We start from the raw sequence: 403 nt of genomic DNA, 5'->3' as shown, positions 1-403 counted from the left end.
CAACTGAATGAGTCCTTAGGAGCTTACTGAAGTAAGTGACTTAGGCGAATGAAGGCAGCCAACGCAGTAGCGGTTCGAAAGACGAAGATTAAGCGGGAATAGCTCAGTTGGTAGAGCACGACCTTGCCAAGGTCGGGGTCGCGAGTTCGAGTCTCGTTTCCCGCTCCAAAATTTGAAAAGTATCGCAAGATACGCACCACCCAATCGCAGGATTTCGAATTGCGACAAGGCGGCAACTGAATGAGTCCTTAGGAGCTTACTGAAGTAAGTGACTTAGGCGAATGAAGGCAGCCAACGCAGTAGCGGTTCGAAAGACGAAGATTAAGCGGGAATAGCTCAGTTGGTAGAGCACGACCTTGCCAAGGTCGGGGTCGCGAGTTCGAGTCTCGTTTCCCGCTCCAAA

The 403-nt window shown here is 51.1% G+C and carries 2 tRNA genes; both read left to right on the top strand.

What is annotated here, in order from left to right:
* Positions 1-92: 92 nt before the first annotated feature.
* Positions 93-168 (top strand) — tRNA-Gly (locus tag ACLJXE_RS24335).
* A 157-nt stretch (positions 169-325) separates the two neighbouring features.
* Positions 326-401, top strand: a tRNA-Gly gene (locus ACLJXE_RS24330).
* The last annotated feature ends 2 nt before the right edge of the window (positions 402-403 follow it).

This window comes from Citrobacter sp. U14242, assembly GCF_046555775.1.
Classification (GTDB): domain Bacteria; phylum Pseudomonadota; class Gammaproteobacteria; order Enterobacterales; family Enterobacteriaceae; genus Citrobacter.
Note: the sequence above shows the minus strand (reverse complement) of the source record. Positions and strands in the feature narration are given on the sequence as shown.